We start from the raw sequence: 22,206 nt of genomic DNA, 5'->3' as shown, positions 1-22,206 counted from the left end.
TCTGCGGCAAGATCGCATCGTGAACACCCAAAAATCTGCAGGCATTGATGTCGACGGCTATATCCTCACCGTTGCCGATGGGCCTATACAACCCGAGTTCCAGCCCCTGCTGACGGACATCTGCGCTACCTTGTCCCGGCCTGAACTGGGGCTGCACGGGATTTACCTGTATGGCAGCATCGCACGGGGCGAAGGTGAGATCGGCATTTCTGATCTTGACCTTTCCCTGATACTGGTCGAGCCACCGGATGCGCCCGTGCTTGAACAATTGGAGTCGGCCCGACTCGCGTTGGAGCAGCGGCATCCCCAAGTCACCAAGATCGACTTTGATATCGGCCACCGCGCCCAGGTGTTGGCGCCCGAGAACCGAAACCGTTGGGGCTTCTGGCTCAAACATCATTGCCGTTGTCTCTGGGGCGAAGACCTGTCGCTGCATTTCGAACCGTTTCGCCCGTCTCGCGCCATCGCCCTGGCGGTCAACGGCGATTTTGAACAGGCGCTCACGGGGTATCTGGTAGGTATCGAACAGGCCAGCACTGAGCACGTACGCCATCGCTTGCAGCGGGAAGCGTCGCGGGCCTTGATCCGCGCCACCCACACTCTGCGAGCGGAAGATGCGCAAACCTGGCCGCAAACCCTGGAAGAGTACGTCGGGCTGTTTGTTCAGCATTACCCGACTATGCGCGTGCAAATCGCCTATTTCCTGTTTGAGGCACGCAACCCGAGCGCCGAGGGCCAGGCATTTACGACACGCCTGCGGGCGTTTCTGAGCAGGATGAATTCGGCCGTCATAGAAAGGAATCAATCAGATGCGTGAACGCAAAGCCGCACGATTACTGGTCATAAACCCTGCACAGCAAGTGTTGCTGTTTCGCTTCGTGCACAAAGAAGGCGCCTTGGCCGGCCAGGATTACTGGGCCACACCGGGCGGTGGCGTTGAGGCCGGGGAGACCTTTCACAGTGCCGCGATTCGTGAGTTGCGCGAAGAGACTGGGATCACGGTGAGCAGCGTCGGGGAATGTGTAGCAGAGCGCAACGTGACCTTGATGCTACCCTGCGGCGAAACGGTGCTGGCGGTTGAGCGGTACTTCGTTGTGCATGCGCCCAGCGAGGCGTTATCCAGGGCCGAGTGGACGGAGCAGGAGGCCCAGGTGATGGCGGACCATCGCTGGTGGTCGGCAGAGGCGCTGCGCGCAACGAGCGATACGGTATGGCCGCAGGCGTTATCGCAAATGCTGGAGGATGCTGGGGTGTTTTAACCGCTCAGGCCCGCAAGCGGCCGCCAGCGTGCATTTGCCCTGATGCATGTCTGCTTTGTTAATGACTGGCCAGGATTTCACTCGTCTGGAACACCCTGGCATAGTCCATGGCCAAGTTACTCAGCGACAGCGCATGCACGTCTTCAGCGGCCCACAGCCGCCCCGACAAGTCGGTTTGGTCGAAGGTAAAACACGCATCCTCCGCCACGATCACGTCGAACCCCAGGTTGCCTCCCGAGCGTGCGGTGGATTCCACTGAATTGTTGGTGATGACGCCAACGATCACCAACTGCTGGATCGAGCGCACGTGTAGCCAGCGCTCCAGGCCTGTTGCGCTGAATGCATCCGGTACATTTTTTTCCACCACATGTTCGTGGGCCAGGGGATGCAACGCATCCCGGAACTCACAGCCAGGTTGGCCTGGCCGGAATACCGAAGCGGCAGAGCGGGAGATATGCCGCACATGAATGATCGGGCGTTGCGCCTGGCGCCACGCATTGAGCAAGTGCTGTATGTGCAGCTCAGCGTCTGGGTTGTTGCGGCGCCCAAGGGTGGGTCGGCCATGCCTTTTTGCATATCGATGATCAACAGTGCGGCGTTCGTCGCTATCGGTTCCATGACCTGTCCTGGCAGAGGTGAACATTATCCAGCGGGTATAACGCAGTCCAAATGTGGGAGCGGGCTTGCTCGCGAATGCGGTCTATCAGTGACTTATTTATCAACTGACAGCACGCATTCGCGAGCAAGCCCGCTCCCACAGGTTGGACGTTAGCACCGATCGGCAGCCGATACGCAAAACCCTGAGACTTCCCGGCGAAACGCTTCATAATGGCGGCCAATTTGTTTAGCTCGTTATTCTGGTGTGCCCGCATGGAAATTAAGGTCAACTTTCTCGACAACCTTCGGCTTGAAGCCAAGTTCGATGACTTCACGGTCATTGCCGACCAGCCCATCCGCTACAAGGGCGATGGCTCGGCACCGGGGCCATTCGACTACTTCCTGGCTTCGTCGGCGTTGTGTGCGGCGTACTTTGTGAAGTTGTACTGCCAGACGCGCAATATTCCCACCGAGAATATTCGCCTGTCGCAGAACAACATCGTCGACCCGGAAAACCGCTACAACCAGATTTTCAAGATCCAGGTCGAATTGCCCGCAGACATCTCCGACAAGGACCGCCAAGGCATCCTGCGTTCCATCGACCGCTGCACCGTGAAGAAGGTGGTGCAGGCCGGGCCGGAATTCGTGATTGAGGAAGTCGAGAACCTCGACGCCGATGCCCAGGCGTTGTTGATGCCCAATTCCACGTCCGAGGCGGGCACCTACATTGCCGGCAAGGACCTGCCGCTGGAGCAGACCATCGCCAACATGTCGGCGATTCTCGCCGGCCTGGGCATGAAGATCGAGATCGCCTCGTGGCGCAATATCGTGCCCAACGTGTGGTCGCTGCATATCCGCGACGCCCATTCACCGATGTGCTTTACCAACGGCAAAGGCGCGACGAAAGAAGGCGCGCTGGCGTCGGCGCTGGGTGAGTTCATCGAGCGCCTGAACTGCAACTTTTTCTACAACGACCAGTTCTGGGGCGAGGACCTGGCCAACGCGCCGTTCGTGCATTACCCGGACGAGCGTTGGTTCCAGCCGGGCCCCAACGATGAGCTGCCGAGTGAAATCCTTGATGCCTACTGCCTGAAAGTCTACAACCGCGAGGGCGAGCTGCGCGGTTCGCACCTGTTCGACACCAACTCCGGCAACGAGGCCCGTGGCATTGTCTCGCTGCCGTTCGTGCGTCAGTCCGATGGTGAGGTGGTGTATTTTCCGTCCAACCTGATCGAAAACCTCTACCTGAGCAACGGCATGAGCGCCGGCAATACCTTGGCCGAAGCCCAGGTGCAGTGCCTGTCGGAGATTTTCGAGCGGGCGGTGAAGCGCGAAATCATCGAAGGCGAATTTGCGCTGCCGGACGTACCGGCCGACGTGTTGGCCAAGTACCCAGGCATCCTGGCGGGCATCGAAGGCCTGGAAGCCCAGGGCTTTCCGGTGCTAGTCAAGGATGCGTCCCTGGGCGGTGAATTCCCTGTGATGTGCGTGACCTTGATGAACCCGCGCACCGGTGGCGTGTTCGCTTCGTTTGGCGCGCACCCCAGCCTGGAAGTGGCGCTGGAACGCAGCCTCACCGAGCTGCTGCAAGGCCGCAGCTTCGAAGGCTTGAACGACCTGCCGCAGCCGACCTTCGAAGGCCAGGCGGTCACCGAGCCGAACAACTTCGTCGAGCACTTTATCGATTCCAGCGGCGTAGTGTCGTGGCGCTTCTTCAGTGCTCAGTCTGATTATGAATTCGTCGAGTGGGACTTCTCCGGCCAGGGCGAAGACTCCAACGTCCAGGAAGCCGCCACGCTGTTCGGCATCCTCGAAGGCATGGGCAAAGAGTCGTACATGGCGGTGTATGAGCACCTGGGCGCTACCGCCTGCCGGATCCTGGTGCCGGATTACTCGGAAATCTACCCGGTGGACGACCTGATCTGGGACAACACCAACAAGGCGCTGTTTTTCCGCGAAGACATCCTTAACCTGCACCGCCTCAACGAGGAAGAGTTGCAGGCGTTGGTCGAGCGCCTGATAGAAAGCGAGCTGGACGACTACACCGATATCACCACGCTGATTGGCATCGAGTTCGATGACAACACGGCGTGGGGCCAACTGACCATCCTGGAGCTCAAGCTGCTGATCTTCCTGGCCTTGCAGCAGTATGAAGAGGCCAAGGAGTGCGTGGAGATGTTCCTGCAGTACAACGACAACACCGTTGAGCGCGGCCTGTTTTACCAGGCGATGAACGCGGTTCTGGAGATGGAGTTGGATGACGACTTGGAACTGGCTGACTACGAGGCCAACTTCCGGCGCATGTTCGGTAATGAACGCATGGACGCGGTGATCGGTTCGGTTAACGGCAGCGTGCGCTTTTATGGGCTGACGCCGACCAGCATGAAGCTGGAAGGCCTGGACCGGCATTTGCGCTTGATCGATAGCTACAAGAAGCTGCATGCAGCGCGGGCCAACATCACCCAAGGCTGATACACACTGATCGTTCCCACGCTCCGCGTGGGAACGCATCCGGTGACGCTCTGCGTCACGCTTGGGGACGCAGAGCGTCCCGGGTGGCATTCCCACGCAGAGCGTGGGAACGATCATGGCGGTTAGATGTGGGCCAAGGCCTGCGCCAGGTCGGCGCGCAAATCCTCCACATCTTCAACCCCCACCGACAACCGCACCAGCCCATCGCCAATGCCCAATTGCGCCCGAGTAGCCGCCGGGATGCTGGCATGGGTCATGATCGCCGGGTGTTCGATCAGGCTTTCCACTCCCCCCAGGCTCTCGGCCAGGGCGAAGATCTTCACGTTCTCCAGAAAACGCGTCGCGCCGGCCAGGTCGCTGTTCAAATCCACGGAAATCATCCCGCCAAACCCGCGCATCTGCTGTTTCGCCAGGTCGTGCTGTGGGTGGGATTCCAGCCCCGGGTAATGAACCCGCGACACTTGCGGCTGTTGTTCCAGCCAGGTGGCCAGGTCGAGGGCATTGCTGCAATGGCGCTCCATGCGAAGCGCCAGGGTTTTTACCCCGCGCAGGGTCAGGAAGGCATCGAACGGCCCGGCGATGGCGCCGATGGAGTTTTGCAGGAAGCCCAGGCGTTCGGCCAATTCAGCGTTGTCGCCAACCACAGCGATACCACCGATCACATCGGAATGCCCATTGAGGTATTTGGTGGTGGAGTGCACCACGATGTCGAAGCCCAGCTCCAGCGGGCGCTGGATCCAGGGGCTGGCAAAGGTGTTGTCGGCCACGCAGATAATCCCACGGGCACGGCAGATGCGGGCCACGGCGCGCAGGTCGGTCAGGCTCAGCAGCGGGTTGCTTGGGGTCTCGACCCAGACCATGCGCGTGTCGTCCTGCAATGACGCTTCAAAGGCCGACACGTCGCTGAGGTCGACATAGCTGAAGCGGTGCCCGGCACTGCGCTGGCGCACCTTGTCGAATAGCCGGAAGGTGCCGCCGTACAGGTCATTGCCCGAGACGATATGCGCGCCGGCATCCAGCAGTTCCAACACAGTGGAGATCGCCGCCAGCCCCGAGGCAAACGCAAACGCCTGGCTCCCGCCTTCAAGGTCGGCCACGCAGCGTTCCAGGGCAAAACGCGTGGGGTTGTGGGAGCGGCCATAGTCAAAGCCCTTGTGCACGCCGGGGCTGTCTTGCAGGTAGGTGGAGTTGGCGTAGATCGGCGGCATCAGCGCGCCCGTGGTCGGGTCGGGTGACTGCCCGGCGTGGATCACACGGGTGGCAAACGCGCTTTTATCGGGCTGGCTCATGCAAGGGATCTCCGTAGGTGGTTAAGCAGGTCGACGCGGGTGATCAGGCCATGGAAGCCTGAGGCGTCGGCAATGATGGCGACCAGGCCGCGATCCAGTTCTGCCTGAAGTTCGGCCAGGCTGGCGCTGGGGGCCAGGGTGTGCAGCGTATTGGTCATGGCGCTGGCAACGGTCATGGAGAAGTCCGCGGCGTCATTGTGCAGGCCCAGCAGGATGTCGGACTCGTCGATCACGCCCACCAGTGTCTGGCCATCGACCAGTACCGGCAGTTGCGACACGTCCGCCAGGCGCATGCGCTGGAAGGCGGTGAGCAGGGTGTCGTCGGGGCTCACGCTGATCACCCGGCCGTCTTCGAAGCGGCGGGCGATCAGGTCGCGCAGGTCGCCGTAGTGCTTGTATTGCAACAGGCCGGCGTCGTTCATCCACTGGTCGTTGTAGACCTTGGACAGGTAGCGCGTACCGGTGTCGCAGACAAAGGTCACCACGCGCTTGGGCTCGGTTTGCTCGCGGCAGTAGCGCAGGGCAGCGGCGAGCAGGGTGCCGGTGGATGAGCCACCGAGGATACCTTCGGCCTTGAGCAACTGGCGGGCGTAGTCGAAGCTGTCGGCATCGCTGATGGAGTAGGCGTGGCGCACGCTGGACAGGTCGGCGATCGAGGGAATGAAGTCCTCGCCGATGCCTTCCACCGCCCAGGAGCCGGGGGTTTCCAACGTGCCGCTGCGGCTGTATTCGGCCATCACCGAACCGACCGGGTCGGCCAGCACCATGGCCAGCTCGGGTTGCACGCGCTTGAAGAAACGCGTCAAACCGGTGAGGGTGCCGGCCGAGCCGACACCCACCACAATCGCGTCCACATCGTGCTGGGTCTGCGCCCAGATCTCCGGCGCGGTACTGGTCTCGTGGGCCAACGGGTTGGCCGGGTTGTTGAACTGGTCGGCGAAGAACGAGCCTGGAATATCTTTGGCCAGGCGCGCTGCCACGTCCTGGTAATACTCGGGGTGGCCCTTGCCCACATCGGAACGGGTGATATGCACCTCGGCGCCCATGGCCTTGAGGTGCAGGACCTTTTCCGTGGACATCTTGTCGGGCACCACCAACACCACCCGGTAACCCTTGGCCCGGCCCACCAGCGCGAGGCCCAGGCCGGTATTGCCGGCGGTGGCTTCAATGATGGTACCGCCAGGGCGCAAACGACCGTCGCGTTCGGCAGCGTCGATCATCGCCAGGCCGATGCGGTCCTTGATGGAACCGCCGGGGTTTTGCGATTCCAGTTTGAGAAACAGCGTGCAGGGGCCGGTATCGAAGCGGCTGACTTTGACCAGCGGGGTGTTGCCGATTAGCTCAAGTACGGCAGGGCGTGAAGGCGTGGGCATGTCGTCTCCTGGTTACGGGATGGGCGTAGGGCGAGGGACAGTAAAAAAACAGCATGGCTTGGAACATAGGCCGGTATCGCCGGTGTCGCAACCGGGCGTCCGTTGGATGACTTTTTTTGCCGCATGGGGGGAGGGCGCGCAATCCAGGATTGCGCTGAAAACCAACGATGGAGCTGGCTTGCCGGATTGCCGACACCTATCTACCTGACGCCACGCGATCCAATGTGGGAGCTGGCTTGCCTGCGATGGTCATAGGTATCTACACAACGTTGGTGCGACGCTGACCCTGTGGCGAGGGAGCTTGCTCCCGCGACGGCCTGACAGCCGACACCTATCTACCTGCCGCCCCGCGATCAAACTGTGTGGCTTGCCTGCGATAGCGACCTGCCAGCCGACACCTATTTACCTGACGCCCCACGACCCAACTGTGGGAGCGGGCTTGCTCGCGAAGGCGGCCTGACAGTCAAAACAGTTATACCGAGTACATATCCATTCCTGCGGTAACGGCCACTTAGGGTTCCGCCCAACGGCGGCTCACTTTTGAAAAGCGCAAAAGTAAGCAAAACGCTCTTGCCCCACCACTCGGCACCTCGCTTAGGCTCGGTGTGCCCGTAATCCGCCAGTGATTTGGGGGGCCGCCGCCACGCGCCATCCATGGCGCGGGGCGGCTAAACCGGCATCCCTGCCGGTTTACCCCCCCAAATCACTGTCGAATTACGGCCAGCGTGGTTTGACGGGGCGCCTAAGATCAAAAGCAGATCAAGAGCGACTCGCTTCGCATCGTGGTTACCGTTGAGAGCTGCAGAGTTATGTAGATACCTATGCCTTCATGTGGGAGCGGGCTTGCTCGCGAAAGCGGTGGGTCAGTTTTCACATGTGCTAGCGGATACATCGCCTTCGCGAGCAAGCCCGCTCCCACAGTTCAGTTCCCGGCAATCGCGGCTTCGATGGTAGCGATGTCGATTTTGGTCATTTTCATCATCGCCTCAAACGCACGCTTGGCGACGGCAGGATCTTTACTGGTAACCGCATCGACCAACACCCTCGGTGAGATCTGCCACGACAGCCCCCACTTGTCCTTGCACCAACCGCAAGCGCTTGCCTGCCCACCGTTGTCGATGATGGCATGCCACAAGCGGTCGGTTTCCTCCTGGTCATCCGTGGACACCTGAAAGGAAAACGCCTCACTGTGCTTGAACATGGGGCCGCCATTGAGGCCCACGCAGGGGATACCCAGTACGGTGAATTCCACGGTCAACTCATCACCCTGCTTGCCGGATGGGTAGTCGCCAGGGGCACGGTGTACGGCCTTTACTGCGCTGTTGGGGAAGGTGTTGGCGTAGAAGGTCGCTGCCTCCAGGGCATCGCCGTTGTACCAGAGGCAGATCGTATTCTTGTTGTTCATCGCAAGGCTCCTCGGGTTGGAAGGTGCATGAAGTCTAGACTAACAACCTGCGATGCTGCTCAGGCTTGCACCGCCTCTCTGCCAGAGCGTGAATCGGCCCGCCGCGCACGCCAGCTCAACCCCAATACCATCAGCAAACCCAGCCCAGCCATGATCGCGCCTGCCAGTGAAATCGCCGGGTAGCCCAGCCCAGCATTGATCACCGCACCCCCCAACGCCGCACCAATCGCATTCCCAAAATTGAACGCACCGATGTTCATCGCCGAAGCCAGGTTAGGCGCATCCTTTGCTGCCTCCATCACCCGCATCTGCAACGGCGGCACCAGGGCAAAGCTGGCAGCGCCCCACAGCAGGATCGACAACGCCGCAGGCAGCGGCCATTGCATGAGCACCGAGAAGGCCAACAGCACGGCAATCAACACCACCAGCGAGATGATCAAGGTGCGGTCTACCGAGCGGTCCGCAGACTTGCCACCCCACACATTGCCCAGGGTGAGCCCGATGCCGAACAGCACCAGCATCCCGGTGACGAAGTTGGTCGAAGCGTGGGTGACGTCTCGCAGAATCGGCGCGATGTAGGTGAATACCGTGAACATCGCACTCGAGCCCACCACGGTCAGCGCCAACGCCGCCAGCACAGGCCCGCGACCCAGCACACGAATTTCCGCCATCAGCCCGCCACCTTTAGGGGCCGGCGCATTGGGCAAGGCCCACCACAGCGCCGCCATCACCACTGCGCCAAGCCCACTGATGCCCCAGAACGCTGTGCGCCAACCAAAGTTCTCGCCAAACCAGGTCGCCAGGGGCACGCCGCCAATGGTTGCCAGGGTCAGCCCCATGAACATCGCCGCCACAGCCCCCGCGCGCTTCTCGGGCGCCACCAGGCTTGCGGCCACGATCGAGCCAATCCCAAAGAACGCCCCATGATTGAGCGACGTCACCAGCCTGGCGATCATCAGCGTCTGGTAGTTGCTGGCCAACGCCGACAGCAAATTACCCAGGGTAAAAATCGCCATCAGCCCGATCAGCAAATAGCGGCGGGGTACCCTGGCCGTCGCCAGGGTCATGATCGGCGCGCCAATCAACACGCCCATGGCGTAGGCGCTCACCAACAGTCCCGCAGCGGGAATGGAGACATCAAGATCAGCGGCGATACCGGGCAACATGCCCATAGGGGCAAACTCTGTGACCCCGATGCCAAAGGCACCGACGGACAATGCTACAAGGGGTGGATTGATACGCATGGGTGACTCCTCATCTGTGAGCCAAATGCTACAATCCTGCCTTTTGCAGCAGTAGCCCTTGGTTGGGAACTACAGCTTTGCGCAGGAGGCACAAATGGACATCGGCGGGCGGTCGGGAGAGATGGAGGTGTTCACCATGGTCGCCGAGCACGGCAGCCTGTCGGGTGCGGCAAGGGCCTTGGGGCTGACGCCATCGGCCATCAGCCGCATCATCACCCGCACTGAACAGCGCATCGGCACCCGCTTACTGCTGCGCACCACCCGCGCCATCACCTTCACCGCCGAAGGCGAAGCCTACCTGCGCGGCGCCCGGCGCATCCTCGCCGACATGGCCGAAGTCGAAGACGCCATCACCGACCAGGGCGCGCCCCGCGGCCGCCTGCGCGTCAGCGCCGCACTGGCACACGGTCGCATGACCATCGTCCCCCTGGTCGCCGCCTTCAGCGCCCGCTATCCCGCCATCGTCGTCGACCTGATGCTCGGCGACGAAGTCGTAGACATCCTCGGCGGCCAGGCCGACGTCGCCATCCGCTTCGGCACCCTCGCCGACAGCCCACTGACTGCTCGCCTTATCGGCTCTACCAGGCAGGTGATCGTCGCCTCGCCGGAGTACCTGGCACGGCATGGCACACCGGTGACGCCGCAGGATCTGCTTGGGCACAACTGCCTGCGCTTTAACTTCCGTAGAGCGGCCCCGGATTGGCCGTTTCGGGTGGAGGGACGGGAGTTTTCGCTGAAAGTAGCGGGGACGATTGAGGGCAATAGTGGTGAAGCATTGGCGCAGTTGGCGAAGCTGGGGGCGGGGGTGGCGAGGATTGGGGCGTTTAGTGTGGTGGAGGAGGTGAGGCAGGGGGAGTTGGTGGTGCTGCTGGAGGAGTTTAATCCTGGGGATGTGGAGCCGATTCATGCGGTGTTTGTAGGGGGAGGGGCGATGCCGGCGCGGGTTAGGGCGTTTGTGGATTTTTTGGTGGAGAGGTGTGGGGGTTAAGGGGAGGGATTTTTGGGGAGGAGGGGGCTGACCGGCGGATTTCGGCCAATAACTGCCGGTCGTAGCGACACCCTCTGGGACTTAGCCATTTCGTAGCGCGTAAGGGCCAGAACTCAAGTGCGCACTCAGAAACTCCAGGCATACCCTGATCTTCATCGAGCCAGAAGCCCGAATCGTAGTGACTGCGGACACATTCGCCGGCTGGAAATGTTCAGGCAGGATGCGTATGAGCGTCCCACTCCTGATGCTCGGGGCCACATCCCAGGTTGATGCCATGATGATGCCGAAACCATCATGCGCCCACTCTCGAACGACATCACTGTGGTTGGACGCCATCGGCCCTGTGACTTTCACCGACTCAAGACCGTTTGGCCCCTCGAGCCGCCATACTCCAAAGCTTTGATCCCTCCCACGAAACAATAGACAATCGTGGCGTTGAAGCTCGCTCACAGAGTTTGGATTACCGCGCTCTTCCAGGTAACTCGGAGCAGCACAGAGAATCCTCTGGCTATCTGCGATTTTGTGAATAATCAGATTTTGCTCGTTAACTTCTCCAACTCGGATATCGATGTCGAACTGCTCCCCAATGAGATCAGTTCGACGGTCAACCAGCTCAAGCCACACCTCTAATTTTGGGTAGCGTTTACGAAGCAAGGCCAGAACTGGAGCGATGTGAAACCGCCCCATTCGCTGGCTTGTGCTGATACGCAGCGTGCCTCTGGGCTCGACCCGGTCACCAAGTGATGTCTCCAGCATCCCATTGACGTTGTCCATGATTGTCTGAGCCCAAACGAGCATCGTTTCGCCATCTTTGGTGATCGAAACCCGTCTGGTTGTCCGGTTAAAGAGCTTGCAGCTCAGCGTTTCTTCCAACGCCAAAACACGCTTGCTGACATGGGCGGGAGAAATTCCAAGCTCTGTCCCGGCCGCGCTAAAACTTCCACGTTTTGCGATGACTGAGAACAGAAGCAGATCCCTCAGGAAGGGATCATTATTTACTAGTGGAGAATTCTGATTTTCCATATGGCTCAATTATAGCTTTGCGCGTTGATAGTAGCCTTGATCCTAGCAGATCGAATCACGACTTCAGTACGTCGAGATTTAAAACAATAACGCTCGCGAAGATCAAAGCATGTCCAAAATCAGAATTGCGGTAGCGGGTGCCGGCCTCATCGGCCGACGCCATATCGAACTCATCCAAGCGAGTTCTTCTTGCGAACTGTCAGCCGTTATCGATCCGTTCGAACTTGATGGCTCCTACCTAGACTCGCTTGGCGTCTCGCAGTATGAAAATCTTCTGGCTTGTTTCGCCGAGGACAAGCCTGATGGCGTAATTCTCGCCACTCCAAACGCCTTACATGTCGAACAGACTTTGCAATGCATTGAGGCTGGTGTTGCGGCGCTGATAGAGAAGCCGGTGGCGCACAGCGTTGAGGAGGGCAGGCGGTTACTCGCTGTTGCCGATGCAACTGACGCCAAGCTGCTCGTAGGACATCATCGAGCGCATAGCCCAATCCTTGCCAAGGCGCGAGAGATCATCCGTGACGACATTCTTGGAGACATCGTTGCCGTGCAAGGCAGCGCTCTGTTTTACAAACCAGATGACTATTTCGACGCTGCCATCTGGCGACGCCAGGAAGGCGGTGGCCCTATCTTGATAAATATGATCCATGAGATCGGCAACCTGCGTTCGCTGTGCGGCGAAATTGTTGCTGTTCAAGCAATGCAGTCGAGTGTCGCACGTGGATTTCCTGTCGAAGATACCGTGTGTATCGGCCTGCGCTTTGAGAATGGAGCTCTCGGTTCCTTCTTGCTTTCCGATAGCACCGGATGTGCCCGCAGTTGGGAACAAACATCGCAAGAAAACGCGAGCTATCCGTCCTACGAGGATGAGGATTGCTACGTCATCAGTGGGAAGAACGGCTCACTGTCAGTGCCCACAATGCGTCTCAAATACTACGTGAAGGCCGAAGACAGATCATGGTGGAAGCCCTTCCAAACGAGCCACTGCGCTGTCGACCGCACAGACCCCCTCGAGATCCAGCTTGAGCACTTTTGCAACGTCATACGAGGCACGGAAACGCCTTTGGTCTCCGTGCGCGACGGACTGCAGAATCTGATCATCACTGAGGCTATTTCACAGGCCGCAAAAAGCGGCTCGATCATAGAAATCGACCGTATTTGAGCCCGGCATGGCTTCCAGTCATACCCTGTTTTGCGTGTACCAGGGGCGGTTGTTGCTGCCCTGCCAGACCTATAACAACAATATCTGGAGTAGTCAGATGAACACAGCAACAGCGACAGAGCAGCACCGTTCCAAGCAAGCCAAGAAAGCCACCGCGAGTGGTTGGATCGGCTCCGCGTTGGAGTATTACGACTTTTTCATCTATGCCCAAGCGGCAGCACTGATATTTCCACAACTCTTCTTCCCCTCTGTTAATGGCCAATTAAACTGACCCACCTCTGGCCAACAATTTTGACCCACCCATAGTGGCATTGGCCACCGACCATGTAGCGTCACCCGCCTTATGCACAGGCCGGGGACAGATCATTGAAGGAGTGGGTTGTGATTCACAAGATCAAGGGGTTGTATGACCAGGGCCGAGGCCTGTCGGTCCGTGCCATCAGTCGTGAGCTGGGGATTTCCCGGAACACCGTACGCAAGTATCTCCACCTGGATGAGATGCAGATCAGCGCTACCATTGCTGACCCTTCACGCACCAAGGTGCTCGACGAGCACCGCGATTATCTGATTAATCAGTTGGGTCAGTTTCCAGCCCTGAGCGCAGTCAAGCTGGCCCGTCGCCTGAGGGAGCGCACCACCGAGCTGGCGGTGTCAGACCGGAGCATTCGCCGCTATGTGCAAGCGCTCAAGCAGCAGGTTGCCAGTGGCCAGTTGCGCTATTACGAGCCGGTCGTTGAGTCAGTGCCTGGCGTGCAGTGTCAGGTCGACCCCGGTGAGCTGCGAGGCGTCATGATTGGCGGCCTGGAGCGTGTCGTTCATTTTGTGGTGTTTGTGCTGTCCTGTTCACGGCTGATGTATGTCGGTCTGAACTTCCGGCCGCTGGATACCGAACGGTTTATCCAGATGCACGACGAGGCCTTCCGCTACTTCGGCGGCGTCACCGAGGAGTGCATCTACGATCAGACCAAGATGGTGGTGATCAACGAGCAGTACCGTGAGCTGACGCTGAACCAGCGCTTCCACCAGTATGCGACTACCGTCGGGTACCGCATCCATGCCTGCGAGGGCTATGACCCGGAGAGCAAGGGCAAGGTGGAGGCCGGGGTCAAGTACGTCAAGCGTGACTGCTTCTACGGCGAGCACTTCCAGGACGAGGCCGCCGTCCGACAGCACCTGAATGATTGGCTCGAGACTGTCGCCAACGCACGCGTGCACGGCACGACGGGGCAGCATCCAAGAGCGCATTTCGAGGCACTGGAGCGTAGTCAGCTCAAGCCCTATCTCGTCCCGCAGAACCTGCTGCACGTGGCGCCGACAAGGGAGACCCGCAAGGTCGACAAGACCGGCTTGATCTCATGGCAGGCCAACAAGTACTCGGTACCCATGGCCTGGCAGCAAGCCCGTGTCGGTGTCAGCGCACAGGACAACCAGTTGCTGATCCATGACCTGGAGAGCGGTGAACTCATAGCCACCCATGACCTGTGCAAGGCCAAGGGCCGGATGATCAAGAACAACAACCATTACCGAGACCATGCCCAGCGCATTACCGACCTGGAGCGCGGCATCGACTCGATCCTGCCCGATGCCCTTGGGGCAACCCTGTGCCAACTGCTCAAGCGTACTTCGCCGCGTATCTACAAGGATCAGCTGGTTGCTGCACGCGACCTGCTCATGGCCCATGCGCCGGTTGATACGGCGTTGCTCGGCGAGTTGTGCGAGCGCAGTGAACTGACCGCCACCGGGCTCAAGCGCTACCTCGAAGCATGGCAGCAAGCCAAGGCGCGGGGCCGGATCATCGGCGACCATGACTATGCGCCAGAGGCCGGTAGCCAGGTTAGTCACGCCGACCTGAACGCTTATGCCCGCATTGGCCAGTCGACTGGCCACGGGGTGACCCAATGAGCCTGCTCGACAGCACTATCGCGCAGTACCGAAGCCTGCGCCTCAGCGCGACCGCGGGTGAGCTGGCCACCCTGCTGGCCAGAGCCGAAGCCAATGAACTGTCCTACCTGAGCTTCGCCCAGTCACTGGTCGAGCATGAGCTTAACGCCCGCTCCAGTAGCCGCGTAAGCCGCAACCTCAAGCAGGCGCAGTTCCCCTCGGAGAAGCATCTGGAGGCCTTCGATTACCGGCACCAGACCACCATCACCAAGCGCCAGGTCAGCACCTTGCTGGACTTCAGCTTTATCGACAACCGCGACAACCTGGTGTTCATCGGACCACCGGGTGTGGGCAAGACCCACTTGGCCATTGGGATTGGCCACAAGGCGGTTCAGGCGGGCTACAAGGTGCTGTTCCGCACGGCTCTGGCGTTGGTCGAGGATCTGGAGCTGGCGGAAATGAAGGGCGAGCTGAAGAAGCGCCTTAATCAGCTGAGCAAATACGACGTGCTGATCATCGATGAGCTGGGCTACCTGCCGATGACGCGCCAAGCCCGGTACAACCTGTTCCAGTTAATCAACAACCTGTACGAGTACCGCTCGGTCATCCTGACCACCAACAAGGACTTCACCAGCTGGGGCGAGTTCTTCCATGACGACAACGTGGCCGTGCCCATCATCGACCGCGTGATCCACCATTCACACATCTTTATGCTGGGAGGTGAGAGCTATCGTTTGAAGCAGAAAACCGGCGGTTAGCGGTGAGCAAGTGGGTCAATTCTATTGGCCAAAAGTGGGTCAAAATTAATGGCCATTGACACCCTCAACCGATCCAAAGATTGCCATCGTGGCGGCTATGGCGACTTACGGGGTTGGGTACATTGCTCGCCCTATCGGCGCGTTCTTCTTGGGGCACTGGGGTGATACTCGAGGACGCAAGAACGTACTGCTGCTATGCATGTTCCTGATGGGATTCGCCACCATGGCGGTAGGCCTGCTGCCGACCTACCACCAGATTGGTATATGGGCACCTATCCTGCTAGTAGTTCTGCGACTGGTGCAGGGGTTTGCTGTAGCGGGAGAGATCTCGGGAGCCAGCTCAATGATTCTGGAGCATGCACCCCAAGGACGAAGAGGATACTTCGGCAGCTACACACTTCAAGGGGTACAGGCAGGTCAGGTACTCGCAGCAGCCATTTTCCTGCCTCTGGCCTATTTCATGTCCGATGAAGCCTTCAATAGCTGGGGCTGGCGTATTCCCTTTCTTTTGAGCGCTGTGGTGCTGATCGCTGGCTTTATCATTCGCCGGGAAGTTGAGGAACCGCCAGTATTCGTAGAGCAAACAAAGAAAGATGAGAAGTCTGAATCGCCGGTTATCGGAGCTTTCAAACACAGCTGGAGAGGCATGCTGGTGGTCGTTGGGGTTTCGTTGATGAATGTTATTCCAGTCATTACGACCGTGTTTGGAGCGGCCTATGCGGTGCAACCTGCCTATGGCATCGGTTTCGATAAAAGCGTGTACCTGTGGATCCCGGTCGTTGGCAATATCGTGGCGGTGCTGTGCATCCCTTTCGTGGGCAATCTTTCTGACAAGGTTGGGCGCCGGCCTCTGATCATCGCAAGCGCCTTTGGTTGCGGGCTGATGTCCTTTGCTTATTTATACGCAATCAGCATTCACAGCCTCCCGCTCGCTTTCGGCGCCTCACTGCTGATGTGGGGAATGATCTACCAGGGCTACAACGCGGTGTTCCCATCCTTCTTCCCAGAGCAATTTGAAACACGTTACCGCGTGTCGGGAATGGCAATTTCGCAAAACAGCGGACTGTTCATCACCGCAATGTTACCTGCTCTGTTTGCCCTGATCGCAGGCCCTGGGACTCAAAACATACCCTTGATTGTCGGTGGGATCGCCTGTGTGTGCACGTTGCTAGCTGGTATCGCGGCCTGGTGCGCGCCCGAGACCTCTCGAATTCCTACAGCCGACCTCGGTAACCGCGATGCCCAATCCACAGAAGCCGGCGAATATCATAAAGCACGTCTGGCAGCCATGAGTACCGTAAAGAATTGAAGCGACTGGCGAGGATTAAATGATGAAAACCATCCTGGTTTTGAACGGCCCTAACCTGAACATGTTGGGATTGAGAGAGCCCGAGGTGTATGGGTCGGAAACATTGGCCGACGTTGAGCAGACGTGTCGTCAGTACGGCGAAGGACTTGGGCTTGTAATTGAGTTTCAGCAAACCAATCACGAAGGGCAAATGATTGAATGGATTCACCACGCACGTAGAAGGATAGCGGGGATTGTGATCAATCCAGGAGCATGGACCCATACATCGGCAGCCATCCACGATGCATTGATTGCAGCCGAGGTACCGGTGATTGAGGTTCATATCTCAAATGTCCACAGGCGTGAAGATTTCAGGCACTTTTCCTACGTGTCACGCGTTGCCAAAGGCGTGCTCGCAGGGTTCGGCACTGATGGGTATCGAATGGCGATACAGCACTATGCAAGCTGCCTGGAACAATCAAACGCCTAACCGAGACGCCCGGCCCAGTGATCTGCTAGCGGTGCGTGGTATCTGTTGAGTAAGCGCTCTCAATCCACGCTGGCTCATGTTTACGGTGTAGCCGAGTCTGCGAGGATTGATAGTTGTTTGCTGGCACTGCCTAGAGCCAGAAAATTGTGGATTACCACGCTTCGGGTCGATTTCCGCCGTTCACGATCGGCAGTTTTCGACCCAATGGGGACACCAGTTGCCGGAAGAAATCGGCGAAAAGCGGCTTCCGATCAACAATGGAATCTCAGCTTCTGTGATTCACGCCTACAAGCCGCATAGGAGTTCGCGCCTCACCTGAAGAGCAATTGCTGCGAAGCCCTTTCCAGTACCGCGCTTGCGGGGCGCGTAGTCCTGATTAACAGAAACATCCTCCCATTGACTCACCGATTTCACGTACCTATGAGTGTCATCGGTATCAATTTCAAACTCTATGAACCGCTCTGCGTGAGTGAGCAAAAGACCATAAAGGCTGGGCATACCGGGAAAGTCGACTTCAAGATCCAGTACTACGGTTTCTGACCATCTAATGCCTTTCGACTCGCCATATTTTTTTAAGGCTAGGGGAATCCCTCTGGCCAACCAAGCTTTGGCGGTTACCATGAGTGTGTGGGCCACAAGAGCATTTTGCTCTTGCACGTTCAGTTGCCGCTTTTTTAACAGACGGTCAATGTCCACTTCAATCTCCTCAGAAATCGTCGCTTACAGAATGACGATGACCTATCAAACGCGCAACGACTCGGGCGATTCCCATCTCCACGCTGCTACCCGCTCCGCGCGGGGCGTAGCGACGTTCCGATGTCTTTACCGAAAGACGTCTTTCGACCCATAGCAGACGTCGAGGGCCAGAATTTATTCCGTTCAGAAAACGATTTCGCATCGTGCTTCAGCGGCTTGTACTCGTAATGTCAGACCAGACTCGAAAGACATGACAAGGTGATGATCTGGTTGGATGTTATCTGTGAGATAAAAGGTTTGTGTCTCGGCGTCGGACACCACGGCTCCAATCGAATGGATAACACTACCGTCGCCTTCAATTGGGTGTACATCCCGCCCACTTGCTGAAAAGTAATCGACCTCATGGAAGCTGATAGTAATCTTGCGTGCCTCTTCGGCTGGCACCCAAGCTTCAGTCCGTCGAGTAAAGATAAGTACAGCCGACCTATCCACGATGTCGTAATTGATAACGCTGGCTCGGTAGAAATTATGCAGATCGTAGGCACGGTCGTGAATCTCAACCTCGATATGCCCGAACACGAAACCAAGGAATTGCATGGGTTAGCTCTTATGATCTACCGGCAGGCGTGTATCGTACTGCATCGTCGCAATGGCTGCTTTTGGCCGATTGCAGCCGATGAGACGACGCTCACTCTAATCCCCACGCGCTGGCCTTTTCGATTCCAGCGCGCGGAGATCATCCACTAGCTAACGGTCGCGGCAGACGCAACCTCCACCTCGGAAACCTCCTTCTGCAACCGCTGCCCAATAACCTCCATCAAATCACACCCATCCCGCAACGGTATCGCCAGCAACTGCGCAAAATCCGAAAGCACCACGCAATCAGCCTCCACCTCACCCCGAAAAGCGATGTTTTCCAATACTTGAGTCACGGTACGAATACGGTAGTCAGCCATCGCTTGAAGCACGTCGAGCGGTGCTTGCGAGTCAATGAGAAGGGAGGCTGGAACCCGTTCGATGCCAGTAAGAGGGATATATCTTTCCATTTTGAAACTCCGATAAATGCAATGATTTACCGATAAGCAGGTCGCCAAACCTGGTCGCCACGTGGGTGACCGGGGGACTATAAATGTCATTGCAGCCGACTAGCAACGCCAAGGTTGTAACCGGCACGGATGGTCTGAAGCTCATACGCCGCTCATCCCACTTTTTTGCTTCAGTCTCCCTAGGCTAGTCTCATCTCCTTCGTGGCATTTCCCCGTACGACTACGCTTTTTAAGCTTGCTGAAACGTTTCATCGAGTTTATAAATCGCAAACAACTCCAATAAAGGCCACCGCCATGACCCCGCTAAAACTCATCGTTGCCCTCAGCGCATTCTCTGCCGCCTCCCACGCCCTGGCCTGGGATTACGTGCTGCTCGATACCGACAAAGCCGCCCAGAACTGGCAGGTCACCAGCCAGCAGCTTGGCATCCAAACCGACAAACCCTTCAGCGTTACCCTGCGCACCCTGCACGGTGGTCGGCAGGAGGGCGTGAGCATTGTCGATATTAATAACGGCACGATGAAGCTCTCGGTAGTGCCGACGCGTGGCATGAACGTGTTGCAGGCGTCGGTTGGCGATGTGCGTATGGGTTGGGATTCGCCGGTCAAGGAAGTGGTGAATCCGTCCTTTATCGAACTCAATGGCCGTGGTGGTTTGGGTTGGCTGGAGGGTTTCAATGAGCTGGTCACCCGCTGCGGCTACGAATGGGTCGGGCACCCTGGCATCGACAACGGCGAGTTGCTGACCCTGCACGGGCGGGCGGCCAATATTCCTGCGAATAAAGTCACCCTGCATATCGATGAAAAACCGCCGTACGCCATCACCCTGCGCGGCGAGTTGAAAGAGCAGGCGTTCAAGAAGGTCGATTTTTCTGTTGCGACCGAACTGGTCACCGAGCCTGGCAGTGTGGTGTTCGCTCTCAACGACACGCTGACCAACAATGGTGATTATCCGAAGGAATACCAGGCGCTGTATCACAGTAACTTCAGCACGCCGTTCCTGGAGCAGGGCGCGCGTTTCGTTGCGCCGGTGAAGCAGGTGTCGCCGTTCAACGACAAGGCCAAGGGCGAACTGGCAGACTGGCAAACCTATCGTGCCCCGACCAAGGACTATGACGAAACGGTCTACAACGTGGTGCCGTATGCCGATGCCAAGGGCGATACCTTGACGGTGTTGCATAACAAGGCCGGCAGCCTGGGGGTTTCGGTGGGTTTCAATACGCAGACACTGCCGGTGTTTTCCCTGTGGAAGAACACTGATACCCAAGGGCAGGGCTATGTCACGGGGCTGGAGCCGGGGACGAGTTTTTCGTACAACCGTCGTTATCAGCGGCCATTGAACCTGGTGCCTACGATCGGGGCGAAGGAACATAAGCAGTTCCGTATCAGCTACAGCTTGTTGGCGGATAAGGCGGCTGTTGATAAGGCTTTGAAGCAGGTCAGCGAGATTCAGGGTGGGCGGGAGACTGAGGTGCGGCAGACGCCTTTGGTGGATTTGACCAAGGGGTGATGTTGGCTGGAGCTTTCACGCGGGGCCCGGCGTTCTTCATCGACGCCGGAATCGCCCTGCAGCTGTAGGAGCGAGCTTGCTCGCGAAAAACCCACAGGCGCCGCGTTCACTCAGCAAGCCCGCGTTATCGTTGAAGTTCTTCGCGAGCAAGCTCGCTCCTACATTGAGGTTGGTATTGATATTGGGCGGTGTTCAGCGCAGGGCTTTCTGTCATCGACGGGCATGCATACTGAAATAACCGTATTTCAGGAGCATCTCCATGATTCGCAGGGCCTTACCCGCCGACGCAAAAGCCATTGCCCAGGTGCATATCAGCAGTTGGCAAGACGCCTACCGTGACTTGATGCCCGCCCAGTTCTTGAGCGGGTTGCAAGCAACCCTGGCTAGGCGCGAAGCCCATTGGGTTCGCTCGCTTGCCTTGGGTGAGTCGACGGTATGGGTTGCCGAGGTGGGCCAGCAGATTGTCGGCTGGATATCCGTTGGCGCCAGCCGTGACGAAGACGCCGTCCAGGCAAAGGCTGGTGAGGTCATGGCCATCTACGTGCTCGCCGAGCATTGGCAAACCGGCGTTGGGCTGGCCTTGTGGAAAGCCGGCTTGCAGGACCTATTGGCGCAAGGCTATGAGCGTTTAACGCTGTGGGTCTTGGCCGGTAATGAACGGGCTATTCGATTTTATCGCCGGGCGGGGTGTGTGGAGGAGGCCGGGACTGAGCGCGATCTTGAAAGGGGCGGTGTTGCGCTGGTGGAGGTGAGGTATGGTTTGCCGTTGAGATAGCACAGGTATCTACGCAACTTGGGCATCAGTTGAATCGTCGTCGGCTGCCAGGCCGCCTTCGCGAGCAAGCCCGCTCCCACATTGGTCATGCATTGCCGTCAAAATCAGTGCCTGGCACAGATCCCCTGTGGGAGCTGGCTTGCCCGCGAAGGCGGTGTGTCAGTCACTGAATTTTCAACTGAACCACCGCCATCGCAGGCAAGCCAGCTCCCACATTTAGATCGCGCCGCGTCAGTTAGATCGGCGTCGGCTGCCAGGGGCACTCCCACCTCACTCATGCCCTGCGCGCAGTCAACAACACCGCCGCCGCCGCTGACAACAAACCCGCGCAGCAGCGATTGAACAGGCGCTTGCCCTTCGGCTCGGCAAACCAGCGACGCATATGCAGGCCCATATAGGCGTAGGCGCTAATGGCGACCCATTCCAAAGCCAGGAACATCACACCCAGCAGGGCAAATTGCGCAGTGACGGGTTGGCCGGGCACCACGAATTGCGGGAGGAAGGCGGTGAAGATCAGGATGGCTTTGGGGTTGCCTGCCGCCACCAGAAACTCCTGCCGTGCCAAGGCCCACAGGCCTACCTTAGTCGTCGCGGTGTCCACCTGCTGCTGCGGGTCTGCGCGCCATAGCTGATACGCCAGGTAAAACAGATACGCAGCGCCGAGAATCTTGATCCCGTAGAACAACAACTCTGAGGTTTGCAGCACCACCGCCAACCCGGCGGAAGCGAGGGCGATCATGCCAGCGAAGGCCAACAGGCGACCGAGACCGGCGAGACAGGAGGTGCGGTAACCGTAGCGGGTAGCGTTACTTACCGACAGCAGGTTATTGGGGCCGGGGGCCATGTTCAGGGCGAAGCAGGCGGGGAGGAAGAGGGCGAGGGTGGCGAGGTCCATGGCGGCTCCGGATTGGCAGGTCGGGGAGTCTGGAGGATAAAGGCATAAAGCACGGT

Annotated in this window: 19 protein-coding genes and 3 pseudogenes; 12 read left to right on the top strand and 10 right to left on the bottom strand. The window is 58.5% G+C overall.

The window, feature by feature from the left end; translation table 11 throughout:
* Nucleotides 1–19: 19 nt before the first annotated feature.
* Both ACWHXD_RS15925 and ACWHXD_RS15920 read left to right on the top strand, forming a co-directional pair.
* The gene (locus ACWHXD_RS15925) at nucleotides 20–817 is read left to right on the top strand and encodes a nucleotidyltransferase domain-containing protein (protein ID WP_138761460.1); all 798 of its coding nucleotides are present in this window, start codon (nucleotides 20–22) and stop codon (nucleotides 815–817) included.
* Entirely contained in the window at nucleotides 810–1,259 is a 450-nt protein-coding gene (locus tag ACWHXD_RS15920) for an NUDIX hydrolase (protein ID WP_138761459.1), read from the top strand. The genes ACWHXD_RS15925 and ACWHXD_RS15920 overlap by 8 nt, the downstream gene beginning before the upstream one ends.
* Before the next feature lie 58 nt (nucleotides 1,260–1,317).
* Here the strand turns inward: ACWHXD_RS15920 and ACWHXD_RS15915 are convergent.
* Nucleotides 1,318–1,877: pseudogene (locus tag ACWHXD_RS15915) on the bottom strand (cysteine hydrolase family protein).
* 252 nt (nucleotides 1,878–2,129) lie between these two features.
* Here ACWHXD_RS15915 and ACWHXD_RS15910 point away from each other — a divergent pair.
* Nucleotides 2,130–4,328: an OsmC domain/YcaO domain-containing protein gene (locus tag ACWHXD_RS15910; protein ID WP_138761458.1), complete on the top strand. Its 2,199-nt coding sequence runs from the start codon at nucleotides 2,130–2,132 to the stop codon at nucleotides 4,326–4,328.
* A gap of 122 nt (nucleotides 4,329–4,450) precedes the next feature.
* On the opposite strand, the gene ACWHXD_RS15905 is transcribed toward ACWHXD_RS15910, so the two are convergent.
* From ACWHXD_RS15905 to ACWHXD_RS15890, 4 genes are all read right to left on the bottom strand, one after another.
* A complete protein-coding gene (locus ACWHXD_RS15905) occupies nucleotides 4,451–5,617 on the bottom strand; it encodes a cystathionine gamma-synthase (protein ID WP_032897041.1) in 1,167 nt (388 codons plus the stop codon).
* Nucleotides 5,614–6,990: a pyridoxal-phosphate dependent enzyme gene (locus ACWHXD_RS15900; RefSeq protein WP_138761457.1), complete on the bottom strand. Its 1,377-nt coding sequence runs from the start codon at nucleotides 6,988–6,990 to the stop codon at nucleotides 5,614–5,616. The genes ACWHXD_RS15905 and ACWHXD_RS15900 overlap by 4 nt, the downstream gene beginning before the upstream one ends.
* 922 nt (nucleotides 6,991–7,912) lie before the next feature.
* Entirely contained in the window at nucleotides 7,913–8,395 is a 483-nt protein-coding gene (locus ACWHXD_RS15895; protein WP_098951312.1) for a VOC family protein, read from the bottom strand.
* Between the two features lie 59 nt (nucleotides 8,396–8,454).
* Nucleotides 8,455–9,639: an MFS transporter gene (locus tag ACWHXD_RS15890; RefSeq protein WP_032897045.1), complete on the bottom strand. Its 1,185-nt coding sequence runs from the start codon at nucleotides 9,637–9,639 to the stop codon at nucleotides 8,455–8,457.
* Nucleotides 9,640–9,733: 94 nt separating this feature from the next.
* On the opposite strand from ACWHXD_RS15890, the gene ACWHXD_RS15885 reads away from it, so the two are divergent.
* Nucleotides 9,734–10,627: a LysR family transcriptional regulator gene (locus tag ACWHXD_RS15885; RefSeq protein ID WP_138761455.1), complete on the top strand. Its 894-nt coding sequence runs from the start codon at nucleotides 9,734–9,736 to the stop codon at nucleotides 10,625–10,627.
* A gap of 81 nt (nucleotides 10,628–10,708) precedes the next feature.
* On the opposite strand, the gene ACWHXD_RS15880 is transcribed toward ACWHXD_RS15885, so the two are convergent.
* Nucleotides 10,709–11,650 (bottom strand): LysR family transcriptional regulator, encoded by a 942-nt coding sequence (locus tag ACWHXD_RS15880; protein WP_032897049.1) that lies wholly within the window; start codon nucleotides 11,648–11,650, stop codon nucleotides 10,709–10,711.
* Between the two features lie 109 nt (nucleotides 11,651–11,759).
* Between ACWHXD_RS15880 and ACWHXD_RS15875 the strand changes: the two genes are divergently transcribed.
* The 6 genes and pseudogenes from ACWHXD_RS15875 (at nucleotide 11,760) to aroQ (ending at nucleotide 17,229) form a co-directional block, all read left to right on the top strand.
* Nucleotides 11,760–12,812, top strand: coding sequence for a Gfo/Idh/MocA family protein (locus ACWHXD_RS15875; RefSeq protein ID WP_138763653.1), 1,053 nt, complete (start codon nucleotides 11,760–11,762; stop codon nucleotides 12,810–12,812).
* 97 nt (nucleotides 12,813–12,909) lie between these two features.
* Nucleotides 12,910–13,077: pseudogene (locus ACWHXD_RS15870) on the top strand (MFS transporter); the annotation flags it as partial.
* 116 nt (nucleotides 13,078–13,193) lie between these two features.
* Nucleotides 13,194–14,714, top strand: a complete 1,521-nt coding sequence (gene istA / locus ACWHXD_RS15865; RefSeq protein ID WP_081273177.1) for an IS21 family transposase — start codon at nucleotides 13,194–13,196, stop codon at nucleotides 14,712–14,714.
* Nucleotides 14,711–15,451, top strand: a complete 741-nt coding sequence (istB, locus tag ACWHXD_RS15860) for an IS21-like element helper ATPase IstB (RefSeq protein WP_064491510.1) — start codon at nucleotides 14,711–14,713, stop codon at nucleotides 15,449–15,451. Before istA ends, istB begins: the two co-directional genes overlap by 4 nt.
* 61 nt (nucleotides 15,452–15,512) lie before the next feature.
* Nucleotides 15,513–16,760: pseudogene (locus ACWHXD_RS15855) on the top strand (MFS transporter); the annotation flags it as partial.
* Between the two features lie 19 nt (nucleotides 16,761–16,779).
* Complete coding sequence (aroQ, locus tag ACWHXD_RS15850; RefSeq protein ID WP_032897054.1) at nucleotides 16,780–17,229, top strand: type II 3-dehydroquinate dehydratase; 450 nt, start codon at nucleotides 16,780–16,782, stop codon at nucleotides 17,227–17,229.
* 285 nt (nucleotides 17,230–17,514) lie between these two features.
* Here the strand turns inward: aroQ and ACWHXD_RS15845 are convergent, their stop codons facing one another.
* The 3 genes from ACWHXD_RS15845 to ACWHXD_RS15835 form a co-directional block, all read right to left on the bottom strand.
* Nucleotides 17,515–17,925, bottom strand: coding sequence for a hypothetical protein (locus ACWHXD_RS15845; protein WP_138763652.1), 411 nt, complete (start codon nucleotides 17,923–17,925; stop codon nucleotides 17,515–17,517).
* Nucleotides 17,926–18,108: 183 nt separating this feature from the next.
* Nucleotides 18,109–18,522 carry a hypothetical protein gene (locus tag ACWHXD_RS15840; RefSeq protein ID WP_138763651.1) on the bottom strand — a complete coding sequence of 138 codons (414 nt, stop codon included), beginning with the start codon at nucleotides 18,520–18,522 and terminating at the stop codon, nucleotides 18,109–18,111.
* A gap of 146 nt (nucleotides 18,523–18,668) precedes the next feature.
* Complete coding sequence (locus ACWHXD_RS15835) at nucleotides 18,669–18,971, bottom strand: hypothetical protein (protein WP_138763650.1); 303 nt, start codon at nucleotides 18,969–18,971, stop codon at nucleotides 18,669–18,671.
* Between the two features lie 294 nt (nucleotides 18,972–19,265).
* Between ACWHXD_RS15835 and ACWHXD_RS15830 the strand changes: the two genes are divergently transcribed.
* Complete coding sequence (locus ACWHXD_RS15830) at nucleotides 19,266–20,480, top strand: aldose 1-epimerase family protein (RefSeq protein WP_138763649.1); 1,215 nt, start codon at nucleotides 19,266–19,268, stop codon at nucleotides 20,478–20,480.
* A 259-nt stretch (nucleotides 20,481–20,739) separates the two neighbouring features.
* Nucleotides 20,740–21,255, top strand: a complete 516-nt coding sequence (locus ACWHXD_RS15825; protein ID WP_138763648.1) for a GNAT family N-acetyltransferase — start codon at nucleotides 20,740–20,742, stop codon at nucleotides 21,253–21,255.
* A 274-nt stretch (nucleotides 21,256–21,529) separates the two neighbouring features.
* Here ACWHXD_RS15825 and ACWHXD_RS15820 read toward each other — a convergent pair whose 3' ends face one another.
* Nucleotides 21,530–22,150, bottom strand: a complete 621-nt coding sequence (locus ACWHXD_RS15820; RefSeq protein WP_032897064.1) for a LysE family translocator — start codon at nucleotides 22,148–22,150, stop codon at nucleotides 21,530–21,532.
* Between the last annotated feature and the right edge of the window lie 56 nt (nucleotides 22,151–22,206).

This window comes from Pseudomonas fjordensis, assembly GCF_976987115.1.
Note: the sequence above shows the minus strand (reverse complement) of the source record. Positions and strands in the feature narration are given on the sequence as shown.

Excerpts from the sequence above, each read along its gene's own strand:
- ACWHXD_RS15895 (WP_098951312.1), bottom strand. The coding sequence starts at position 8,395 with ATGAACAACAAGAATACGATCTGCCTCTGGTACAACGGCGATGCCCTG.
- ACWHXD_RS15835 (WP_138763650.1), bottom strand. The coding sequence starts at position 18,971 with ATGGAAAGATATATCCCTCTTACTGGCATCGAACGGGTTCCAGCCTCC.
- ACWHXD_RS15905 (WP_032897041.1), bottom strand. The coding sequence starts at position 5,617 with ATGAGCCAGCCCGATAAAAGCGCGTTTGCCACCCGTGTGATCCACGCC.
- ACWHXD_RS15910 (WP_138761458.1), top strand. The coding sequence starts at position 2,130 with ATGGAAATTAAGGTCAACTTTCTCGACAACCTTCGGCTTGAAGCCAAG.
- ACWHXD_RS15875 (WP_138763653.1), top strand. The coding sequence starts at position 11,760 with ATGTCCAAAATCAGAATTGCGGTAGCGGGTGCCGGCCTCATCGGCCGA.
- ACWHXD_RS15890 (WP_032897045.1), bottom strand. The coding sequence starts at position 9,639 with ATGCGTATCAATCCACCCCTTGTAGCATTGTCCGTCGGTGCCTTTGGC.
- ACWHXD_RS15820 (WP_032897064.1), bottom strand. The coding sequence starts at position 22,150 with ATGGACCTCGCCACCCTCGCCCTCTTCCTCCCCGCCTGCTTCGCCCTG.
- ACWHXD_RS15920 (WP_138761459.1), top strand. The coding sequence starts at position 810 with ATGCGTGAACGCAAAGCCGCACGATTACTGGTCATAAACCCTGCACAG.
- ACWHXD_RS15830 (WP_138763649.1), top strand. The coding sequence starts at position 19,266 with ATGACCCCGCTAAAACTCATCGTTGCCCTCAGCGCATTCTCTGCCGCC.
- ACWHXD_RS15900 (WP_138761457.1), bottom strand. The coding sequence starts at position 6,990 with ATGCCCACGCCTTCACGCCCTGCCGTACTTGAGCTAATCGGCAACACC.
- ACWHXD_RS15825 (WP_138763648.1), top strand. The coding sequence starts at position 20,740 with ATGATTCGCAGGGCCTTACCCGCCGACGCAAAAGCCATTGCCCAGGTG.
- istB (WP_064491510.1), top strand. The coding sequence starts at position 14,711 with ATGAGCCTGCTCGACAGCACTATCGCGCAGTACCGAAGCCTGCGCCTC.
- ACWHXD_RS15885 (WP_138761455.1), top strand. The coding sequence starts at position 9,734 with ATGGACATCGGCGGGCGGTCGGGAGAGATGGAGGTGTTCACCATGGTC.
- ACWHXD_RS15840 (WP_138763651.1), bottom strand. The coding sequence starts at position 18,522 with ATGCAATTCCTTGGTTTCGTGTTCGGGCATATCGAGGTTGAGATTCAC.
- ACWHXD_RS15880 (WP_032897049.1), bottom strand. The coding sequence starts at position 11,650 with ATGGAAAATCAGAATTCTCCACTAGTAAATAATGATCCCTTCCTGAGG.
- aroQ (WP_032897054.1), top strand. The coding sequence starts at position 16,780 with ATGATGAAAACCATCCTGGTTTTGAACGGCCCTAACCTGAACATGTTG.